Below are 10,006 nucleotides of genomic sequence, written 5' to 3'. Positions count from 1 at the left end.
CCCAGACGCAGCGGTTGTTGCAGTGGCGGGAGAAGGCCGTCGACGCCCCGGGCGACGCCCGCTCCGAGCTGTGGTTCTTCTACCACCTGGGCCGCGTCATCCGGGAACGGCTGGCGTCGTCGACCCGGGTCCGCGATCGCGCGCTGCTCGACCTGAACTGGAACTACCCCACGCACGGTCCGCACGCGGAGCCGAGCGCCGAGTCGGTCCTGCGCGAGATCAACGGGTACGACGTGGCGACCGGCCGCCCGCTGTCGTCGTTCACCGAGATGAAGGACGACGGCTCGACCGTCGGCGGTTGCTGGATCTACACCGGGGTGTACGCCGACGGCGTCAACCAGGCGGCCCGCCGCAAACCCGGCGCGGAGCAGTCACTGGTGGCACCGGAGTGGGGCTGGGCCTGGCCGGCGAACCGCCGCATCCTCTACAACCGGGCGTCCGCCGACCCGGACGGCAACCCGTGGAGTGAGCGCAAACGCTACGTCTGGTGGGACGCGGACAAGCAGGAGTGGACCGGCTACGACGTGCCGGACTTCGAGAAGAACAAGCCGCCGTCCTACCGGCCGGCCCGGGACGCCTCGGGAGTGGCGGGCATCGCCGGCGACGACCCGTTCATCCTTCAGGGCGACGGCAAGGGCTGGCTGTACGCGCCGACCGGCGTGCTCGACGGCCCGCTGCCGTCGCACTACGAACCGGTCGAGTCGCCGGTGCGCAACCCGCTCTACCAGCAGCAGGCCAACCCGACCCGCAAGGTCTACACCCATCCGATCAACACGCTCAACCCGAGCCCGCCGGAGCCGTACAGCGAGGTGTTCCCGTACGTGTTCACGGTCAGCCGGCTCACCGAGCACCACACCGCCGGCGGGATGAGCCGTACCGTGTCGCCCCTCGCTGAGCTGCAACCGGAGATGTTCGTCGAGGTGTCACCGGAGCTGGCGGTCGAACGCGGGCTCACCCACCTGGGCTGGGCGCACCTGGTCACCGCCCGCGCGGCCATCGAGGCGAAGGTGCTGGTGACGGATCGGCTCACCCCGCTGCGCGTCGACGACCGGATCATCCACCAGGTGTGGTTGCCGTACCACTTCGGTTTCGAGGGTCTGGTGACCGGCGACTCGGCCAACGACCTGTTCGGCATCAGCCTCGACCCGAACGTGCTCATCCAGGAGAGCAAGGTCGGCACCTGCGACATCCGATCCGGCCGACGCCCGAGAGGCCCGCAGCTGCTGGACCTCGTCGTCGACTACCGGCGGCGGTCCGGCGACCTCAACCCGCACTATCCGCCGCAGGTCACGACCGACGGCCCCGACCAGGAGGTCTGACCGATGCCCCACGCCAATGCCCTGTACGGGCCGCTGGATCCGGCGCCGGACGCCGGTTACGAGGACGCGCCGCCGCGGATGGGGTTCTTCACCGACACGAGTGTGTGTATCGGGTGTAAGGCGTGTGAGGTGGCGTGCAAGGAGTGGAACGGTGTGCCGCAGAGTGGTCTGGATCTGTTGGGCATGTCGTACGACAACACGGGCGCGTTGACCGCGAACTCGTGGCGGCACGTCGCGTTCATCGAGCAGCCCCGCCCGGTCGGCTGGGCCACGCCCGCCTTCGAGGGCATCCCGGACGGGCCGGCGGTCAGCCCGGCGACGGCGGCGGTGGGGGCGCGGACCAGCGCCGACACCGGAACGGAACCGGGCCTGCCGCCCGGCTCGCCGGTCGCGGCGGCGCGCATGTCGGCCGGGCCGGATTTCCTCGGGATGCCGGGGACGCAGCCGCCGGGCCGGGGAAGCGGTGCGCAGGGCCGGACGGATTTCCGCTGGCTGATGGCGTCGGATGTGTGTAAGCACTGCACGCACGCGGCGTGTCTGGATGTGTGTCCGACGGGGTCGTTGTTCCGGACGGAGTTCGGGACGGTGGTGGTGCAGGAGGACATCTGTAATGGGTGTGGGTACTGCGTGTCGGCGTGTCCGTACGGGGTGATCGATCAGCGTAAGGGTGATGGTCGGGCGTGGAAGTGCACGCTGTGTTACGACCGGTTGGGTGCGGGGATGACGCCGGCGTGTGCGCAGGCGTGTCCGACGGAGTCGATCCAGTACGGGCCGGTGCGGGAGTTGCGGGAGCGGGCGGCGGCGCGGGTGGAGGTGTTGCACGAGCGGGGGGTGCCGGAGGCGCGGTTGTACGGGCATGATCCGGACGACGGTGTGGGTGGTGACGGGGCGTTCTTCCTGCTGCTCGACGAGCCCGAGGTGTACGGGTTGCCACCCGACCCGGTCGTCACCACCCGCGACCTGCCGAAGATGTGGAAACACGCCGGCCTCGCCGCGCTGGCCATCACGGCCGCCACGGTGTTCGGATTCCTCGGCGGCCGGCCATGACCGACTCGCCGTCGAACGAGCCGGTCGGCGCCCGGTTCCGCGACTTCCAGGCCCAGCTCGACCAACCGGACGGGCGGCGTCACCGCAAGCGCGGTCGGGGTCGTGGTGACGGCGGTGAGCAGCTCACCGTGCCGCCGGCCGACTTCACCTCCTACTACGGCCGGCCCATTCTCAAGGCGCCGGTCTGGAAGCACGACATCGCCGGTTACCTGTTCACCGGCGGCCTCGCCGCCGGCGGCGCGATGATCGGGGCGGGCGCCCAACTCACCGGACGGCCCCGGCTACGCCAGGTGGGGCGGTGGACGGCCCTGGGCGGCATCGCCGCCAGCGCGTACCTGCTGGTGCACGACCTCGGACGGCCCGACCGGTTCCACCACATGCTGCGGGTCGTCAAGCTGACCTCGCCGATGTCGATGGGCACCTGGATCCTCACCGCGTTCGGCCCGGCCGCCGGTGTGGCCGCGATCGCCGAGATCGCGCCGCGGCTGCCCGAGCACGGTGTGTTCGGCCTCGCCCGGCGGCTGGCACCGACCGTCGGTGACGTCGCCGGCCTGGCCGCGGCGGCCACCGCCCCGGCGTTGGCCACGTACACCGGGGTGCTGCTCGCCGACACCGCCGTGCCGGCCTGGCACGACGCGTACCCCTTCCTGCCGTTCGTCTTCGGCGGCAGCGGGCTCGCCGCCGCCGCCGGGGTCGGCCTCATCGCGGCACCCGCCGCGGATACCGCGCCGCTGCGGCGGCTCACCGTCGCCGCCGCGACCATCAAGTTCGTCGGCGGTCACCGGATGGGGCGGTCGAGCCTGACCGGTGAGCCCTACCGGCGGGGTCGCAGCGGCCGCCTGGTCCGGGCCGGAAACGTGCTGCTCGGAGTGGGCACCGTCGGCGCGCTGCTCAGCCGACGCAGCCGGGTCCTGGCGGTGCTGTCCGGCGCGGCCCTGGTGGCGTCGTCCGTCGCCACCCGGTTCGGCATCTTCGACGCCGGCACGGTATCGGCGCGCGACCCGAAGTACACCGTCGTGCCGCAACGGGAGCGGCGCGACAGCAGGCAGGGCCGGTCGCCGGCCGAGAAGGGGACGTAGCTCGACCAGCAGGGGCCAGCCAATGAGCCGACAGACGGGGGACTCAGCTCATGGCACACACCGCAACTGATCCGGGACGGTCCACACCGACGCGGGGTCGATGGGGTCTCGTCGTCGCCGCAGTGCTCGTCCAGCTCGCGCTCGGCGCGGTGTACGCGTGGAGCGTGTTCAACACACCGTTGCAGCAGGAGTTCGGCTGGGCCAAGTGGCAGGCGGTGCTGCCGTTCGAGGTGGCGATCGGCACGATCTTCATCGGCAGCCTGGTCGGTGGCCGCATCCAGGACCGGCGCGGACCACGACCGGTCGCGTTGGGCGGCGGCGTGCTCTACGCCGTCGGCAACATGCTGGCGTCGCTCACGTCGTCCGGGGACGACCTGTGGCTGCTGGTGCTCACCTACGGTGTGCTCGGTGGGATCGGCCTCGGCGCCGCCTACATCACGCCGATCGCGATGCTCGCCAAGTGGTTCCCGACCGGCGCGGCCTGATCACCGGCATCGCCGTCGCCGGGTTCGGCGTCGGCGCCGTGATCGTCGCGCCGGTCGCGAAGCGGCTGCTCAACGGCACCGACGACCCCACCAGCGTGTTCTTTCCGCTGGGCGTCGCGTACCTGATCGCGGTCCTGCTCGGGGCGTCGTTCTTCCGCAACCCGCCGGCGGGGTACCAGGTGCCGGGGTTCACCCCGAAGACCGCCGGCCGGGCCCTCGCCGGCACCCGGGTCTACACGCTGCGCGAGGCGCTGCGCACCCGGCAGTGGTACCTGCTCACCGGCATCCTCGCCGTCAACGTCGCGTGTGGCATCGCGCTGATCTCCCAGGCGTCCGACGCCACCCAGGTCATCACCGGGGCGAGCGCGGCGACCGCGGCCACCCTGGTCGGCGTCCTCGGCCTGTTCAACGGGGCCGGGCGGGTGGTCTGGGCGTGGCTGTCCGATCGCACCGGGCGGATGCCGGCGTTCCTCGGGATGCTGCTGCTCCAGGCGATCTGCTTCTTCATCCTGCCGCACGCCGCGTCGCTGGCGCTCTTCGCGGTCCTCGCCGCCCTGGTCTACCTCGCCTACGGCGGCGGCTTCGGCACGATGCCCGCCACCGCGGCCGACTACTTCGGCACCCCGAACGGCGGTGCCATCTACGGCGCGATGATCGTCGCCTGGAGCATCGGCGGCGTGGTCGGCCCGCTGGTCACGTCGCTGCTGTACGAGGCGAGCGGCAAGAGCTACACGCTGCCGTTCACGGTCATCGCGGTCGTCGCCCTGATCGCCCTGATCCTGCCGCCGCTCACCCGGATGCCGTCCGAGCCGGGGGCGTCCCCGGCACCGGGCGGTGGCACCGGCCACTGAACCGCGTGCGTCAGGCCCGTTCGACGCGGGCCTGCTGGTGGTCGGTCAACCGCAGCCCGACGCCCCGGACGGCGTCGATGGTGGCGCCGGTGCCGAGATCGTGCAGCTTGCGGCGCAGCCGCTTGACCAGTGACTGGACGTCCGCCTTGCGCTCGCGCCCCTCGTCGCGCCAGACCGAGCGGTGCAGCTCGGCATAGCTCCACACCCGTACCGGCTCGGTCGTCAGGCAGGTCAGCAGGTCGTGCTCCAGTCGGGTCAGGGCGACCTCGCGTGTCCCGCAGCGTGCGGTCGACCGGGCCGAGTCGATCACCAGCGTGGCGACGGGAACCGGCTCGGTCGCCGCCTCGGGTGGCGGCGGTGCCGCGATCAGCCGGCGCAGCTCGTCGAGGTCCGCCACCAGCAGCAGCGGCGCGATGCCGTCGAGGCGCTCGGCGAGCCGGATGCGCTCGGCCGGCGACGGGGTCACCGCGATCAGCAGGGGGAACGGCTCGTCGGCCGAATCAGCACCGTCCACCGTCGCTTCGTCGTCCTCGGCCACAGCACCGCCCGGGATCGATGGGCATCCCTGCCCGACTCTCGTCGTCATGGTCTTGACAATGATTGGCAAGCGCGCCGCCAGCCTGGCAACCGTTAGCGACAAGTTGCTCACGGCAAGTTCTTGATCGTCCTTTCTTCTCGATCATAGTGTCCATTCGGGCAACCGGCGTGACCCGCGCGGTGCATGGGGAGGTCCACCATGGCCCATCTTCACCCTGGGTCGTTCTGAGGGAGGCAGCACCGATGTTCAGACGTCCACAATGGAGACGCACAGCCAGATCAGTGGTGAGCGCCGGCGCGGCGATGATCCTCGCCGCCACATGTCTGGCCAGCATCGGCTCGGGCGCGCAGGCCGCGCCCAGCGGGATGGGGGCGGGCACCGCTCCGGGGGACAAGATCCGACCGGAACTCGCCAAGCAGCTCCAGGCCAAGAGCGAAGGGGACTTCTGGATCCGGTTCAAGGACCGCGCCGACCTGAGCAAGGCCAGCGCCATCAAGGAATGGACCAAGCGCGGCAGCGCGGTCGCGGACGCGCTGCGCAAGACCGCCGCCGAGAGCCAGGGCAAGATCCGTGCCGAACTGGACGGCTCCGGTGCGAAATACCAGACCTTCTGGGCCACCAACGCCATCAAGGTGAACAGCGGCTCGTTGGCGATGGCGCAGAAGTTCGCCACCCACGCCGAGGTGGAGGGCCTGTACGCCCCGGTCGCCTACCAACTGCCCGAGCTGACCAAGGGCACCGACGAGAAGACCGTGAACGCCCTCGAGTGGGGCGTCGCCAACATCAACGCCGACGACGTCTGGTCCCAGTACGGTGCCACCGGCGAGGGCATCACCATCGCGAGCATCGACAGCGGTGTGCAGTACGACCACCCGGCCCTGGTGAACTCCTACCGCGGCAACAACGGCGACGGCACGTTCGACCACAACTACAACTGGTTCGACGCCGCCGGAACGTGTCCTGCCGCCCCCTGTGACAACGATGGACACGGCACGCACACCATGGGCACCATGGCCGGCTCGGACGGCGGTGCGAACCAGATCGGTGTCGCGCCCGGCGTCACATGGATCTCGGCGAACGGCTGCTGCCCCACCGATGCCGCTCTGATCGAATCCGGCCAGTGGATGCTTGAGCCGACCGACCTGAACGGCCAGAACCCGGACGCCAGCAAGCGGCCGAACATCATCAACAACTCGTGGGGCTCGCTGAATCCGTCCAACGAGCCCTTCATGGAGGATGTGACACTGGCGTGGGCCGTGTCGGGCATCTTCGGTGTCTGGGCCAACGGCAACAGCGGGCCGGCCTGCCAGACCAGCGGTTCGCCGGGCAGCCTGGTCAGCAACTACTCGGCCGGCGCGTACGACATCAACAACACCATCGCCGGCTTCTCCGGCCGGGGTAGCGGGCAGAACGGCGAGATCAAGCCCAACATCTCGGCACCGGGCGTGAACGTCCGGTCGAGCATCCCGGGCAACTCGTACGCCACCGCCAGTGGCACCTCGATGGCCGCACCGCACCTCGCGGGCGCGATCGCGCTGCTGTACTCGGCGGCCCCGTCGCTGGTCGGTGACGTCAACGCGACGCGTGCCCTGCTCAACGGCACCGCGATCGACAAGGCCGACGACCAGTGCGGCGGCACCGCGGCGGACAACAACGTCTACGGCGAAGGCCGGCTGGACGCCCTGGCGCTGCTCAACGCCGCACCTACTATTGACCTCGGCACCCTGGCCGGCACGGTCACCGAGGCGGCCACCGGCGCACCGATCGCCGGTGCGACGCTGACGCTCACCGGCCCGACCGCGCGGGAGATCACCACCGGGGCGGACGGGACGTTCTCGACCCGACTGCCCACCGGTGACTACCAGGTCGCCGTGACGGCCTTCGGGTACTCCGCCACGACGAAGACGGCCACCGTCACCGACGGTGCGACCACGACCCTCGCCATCGCGCTGACACCCGTGCCGAGCGTCAACGTCACCGGCGCGGTCACCGACGGTTCCGGGCACGGATGGCCGCTGTACGCGAAGGTCACCGTGACGGGCGTCTCGGGAGTGTACGACCACACCACTCCGTCGAACGGCCGCTACAGCATCAAGCTGCCGGCCGGGCAGACGTACACCCTGACGTACGAGTCGCAGTACCCCGGCTACCAGACCGTCACCAAGCAGGTCGTGGTCGGCACGGGCAACGTCACCGCCAACGTCGCCGTGCCGGTGGACACCACCAGCTGCACGACCGCCCCCGGGTACACCGACGGGTCCGACGGTGAGTACGAGACCTTCGACGCCACGACCACACCGGCCGGCTGGACGGTGGTGGACAACGCGGGCAGCGGCCAGGTCTGGAAGTTCACCGACGACGGCGACCGGGGCAACCTGACCGGCGGCAGCGGCAACTTCGCGATGATCGACAGTGACGCGTACGGTGCGGGCACCAACCAGGACACCTCGCTGGTCAGCCCCGTGGTCGACCTGACCGCCGTCACGGCACCGGTCATCCGGTTCAACCAGGACTTCAACCAGCTGGACGAGGACACCGCCGACGTCGACCTGAGCATCGACGGTGGCGCCACCTGGACGAACGTGCTGCGCCAGGAGACGGACGTGCGGGGGCCGAAGGTCACCGAGATCCCGATCCCGCAGGCCGCCGGCAAGGCGCAGGTCCAGGTCCGCTTCCACTACTACGACGCCTCGTACGAGTGGTGGTGGGAGGTCGACAACGTCCTCATCGGCAGCCAGGTCACCTGCGTACCGGTCGACGGCGGGCTGGTGGTCGGCAACGTCCGCGACAAGAACGACAACAGCTACATCAACGGCGCGACCGTCACCAGCAAGGATCGGCCCGCCGAGAAGGCCGTCACCGTGGCGACCCCGGACGACCCGGGCCTGGCCGACGGCTTCTACTGGATCTACTCCACGCTGACCGGTACGCACCCGTTCACCGCGACCGCCGGCACCTACGTCAGCCAGACCAAGCAGGTCGACGTCGAGGCCGACTGGGCGACCGTCGCGAACTTCGTGCTCGCGGCCGGTCGGTTGTCGGTGACGCCGACGCAGCTCAGCGCGACGGTCCAGATGCCCACCGGCAAGGCCACCAGGACGTTCACGGTGACCAACACCGGCGGCGCACCGGTCGAGGTCGAGTTCAGTGAGCGGGACAACGGGTTCGAACTCCTGCGGGCGGACGGATCCAGAGTGACCCGGCAGCAGGTGCTCGGGTCCGGCGGCGCGCCGGAGCAGCGGCTCGCCGTTGCGACGTCGTTCGCCGCCAAGGCGTCCGGTAAGACGGCCACGGCGGCCGCCGCCGGTGTCGGCCCGCAGGCCGCGCCGTGGACCGACATCACCGACTACCCGTCGAACATCATGGACAACCGGGTGGTCAGCCTGGACGGCAAGGTGTACTCGATCGGCGGTGGCGACGGCAACGCCTCCACCACGAAGAACTACGCCTACGACCCGGCCGCCCAGACCTGGACGGCGATCGCCGATCTTCCGGGCGCCCGCAACGCCCTGACGGTGGGCATCGTGGACGGGAAGATCATCGCGACCGGCGGTTGGGCCGACGCCGGCCCCGACTCGGCCACCTGGTCGTACGACCCGGGGGCGAACACCTGGACGGAGCTGGCCGACAACCCGGCACCTCGGGCCGCGGCCGGGCAGGCCGTCGTCGACGGCAAGTTGTACGCCGTCGGTGGCTGCACCACCTCGGGCTGCCTGCCGATGTCCAACAGCGTCGTCCGGTACGACCCGGGCAGTGACACCTGGGAGACGCTGGCCAACTACCCGAAGTCGGTGGCCTTCGCCTCCTGCGGCGGGATCGACGGCATCGTCTACTGCACCGGCGGCAACGACGGCGCCGCCTCGCAGAAGTCCAGCTACGCCTACGACCCGGGTGCCAACACCTGGACCGCGATCGCGGACGCGCCGGCCGACAACTGGGCCAGCTCGTACGCCGTCGCCAGCGGCAAGCTCCTCGTCGTCGGTGGTTCGCAGGGTGGCGCCATCAGCAACGCCGGCTTCGCCTTCGACCCGGCCGCCGGCTCGTGGTCCACCCTGCCCAACGCCAACACGGCGCGCTACCGCGGTGGTGCGGCGTGCGGCTTCTACAAGATCGGCGGCTCGTCCGGCAACTTCAACGCGGCGCCGGACAGCGAGGTGCTGCCGGGCTTCGAGGGCTGCGCCGAGGCGGCGGCCGACGTCAGCTGGATGACGATCGACAAGTCGGAGGTCACCCTCGCTCCGGGCGCGAAGGTCACGGTCACCGTCGGGATGACGGCGAACGTCGACCAGCCGGGCGTCTACTCCGGCGCGGTCGCGATCAAGGAGAACACGCCGTACACGGTGACGCCGGTCGAGGTCACCATGACGGCGAACCCTCCGAAGACCTGGGGCAAGCTCATGGGTACGGTCACCGGCACCAGCTGTCAGGGTGCGACCGCGCCGCTCGCCGGCGCGGTGGTCCAGGTCGACTCGTGGGCGATGTCGTGGACCTTCGCCACCGACGCCCAGGGCAGGTACGCCTACTGGGTGGACCGTCGCAACAACCCGCTCACGATGATCGTCGCCAAGGACGGCTGGAAGCCCCAGACCCGTCAGACGAGGATCGACACCACCACGCCCACGGTGGAGAACTTCGGGTTGGCGCCCATCCGGTGCTGACACCTGAGCGGTAGCACACCGATCCGGCC

At 70.4% G+C, this 10,006-nt stretch carries 7 protein-coding genes; 6 read left to right on the top strand and 1 reads right to left on the bottom strand.

Annotation, left to right across the window (positions count from 1 at the left end; all coding sequences use genetic code 11):
• From AB0H52_RS02780 to AB0H52_RS02760, 5 genes are all read left to right on the top strand, one after another.
• On the top strand, positions 1–1,319 hold a 1,319-nt coding region (locus AB0H52_RS02780), incomplete at its 5' end, for a molybdopterin dinucleotide binding domain-containing protein (protein WP_357944814.1).
• Positions 1,320–1,322: 3 nt separating this feature from the next.
• Positions 1,323–2,366, top strand: a complete 1,044-nt coding sequence (locus tag AB0H52_RS02775; RefSeq protein ID WP_357944811.1) for a 4Fe-4S dicluster domain-containing protein — start codon at positions 1,323–1,325, stop codon at positions 2,364–2,366.
• Positions 2,363–3,445 carry an NrfD/PsrC family molybdoenzyme membrane anchor subunit gene (gene nrfD, locus AB0H52_RS02770; RefSeq protein ID WP_151491429.1) on the top strand — a complete coding sequence of 361 codons (1,083 nt, stop codon included), beginning with the start codon at positions 2,363–2,365 and terminating at the stop codon, positions 3,443–3,445. Before AB0H52_RS02775 ends, nrfD begins: the two co-directional genes overlap by 4 nt.
• Before the next feature lie 50 nt (positions 3,446–3,495).
• On the top strand, positions 3,496–3,930 hold the full coding sequence (locus AB0H52_RS02765; protein ID WP_357944808.1) for an MFS transporter: 435 nt from the start codon (positions 3,496–3,498) through the stop codon (positions 3,928–3,930).
• A complete protein-coding gene (locus AB0H52_RS02760) occupies positions 3,906–4,781 on the top strand; it encodes an MFS transporter (RefSeq protein WP_357944805.1) in 876 nt (291 codons plus the stop codon). The genes AB0H52_RS02765 and AB0H52_RS02760 overlap by 25 nt, the downstream gene beginning before the upstream one ends.
• 10 nt (positions 4,782–4,791) lie before the next feature.
• Here the strand turns inward: AB0H52_RS02760 and AB0H52_RS02755 are convergent, their stop codons facing one another.
• Entirely contained in the window at positions 4,792–5,367 is a 576-nt protein-coding gene (locus AB0H52_RS02755) for a winged helix-turn-helix domain-containing protein (protein WP_357944802.1), read from the bottom strand.
• A gap of 236 nt (positions 5,368–5,603) precedes the next feature.
• Here AB0H52_RS02755 and AB0H52_RS02750 point away from each other — a divergent pair, with 236 nt between their 5' ends.
• The gene (locus tag AB0H52_RS02750) at positions 5,604–9,977 is read left to right on the top strand and encodes a S8 family serine peptidase (RefSeq protein ID WP_357944799.1); all 4,374 of its coding nucleotides are present in this window, start codon (positions 5,604–5,606) and stop codon (positions 9,975–9,977) included.
• Positions 9,978–10,006 lie beyond the last annotated feature (29 nt).

This window comes from Micromonospora sp. NPDC050695, assembly GCF_040654415.1.
Classification (GTDB): Bacteria; Actinomycetota; Actinomycetes; order Mycobacteriales; family Micromonosporaceae; genus Micromonospora.
Note: the sequence above shows the minus strand (reverse complement) of the source record. Positions and strands in the feature narration are given on the sequence as shown.

Coding starts and splice junctions, on each gene's coding strand:
- nrfD (WP_151491429.1), top strand. CDS start 2,363: ATGACCGACTCGCCGTCGAACGAGCCGGTCGGCGCCCGGTTCCGCGAC.
- AB0H52_RS02775 (WP_357944811.1), top strand. CDS start 1,323: ATGCCCCACGCCAATGCCCTGTACGGGCCGCTGGATCCGGCGCCGGAC.
- AB0H52_RS02755 (WP_357944802.1), bottom strand. CDS start 5,367: ATGACGACGAGAGTCGGGCAGGGATGCCCATCGATCCCGGGCGGTGCT.
- AB0H52_RS02765 (WP_357944808.1), top strand. CDS start 3,496: ATGGCACACACCGCAACTGATCCGGGACGGTCCACACCGACGCGGGGT.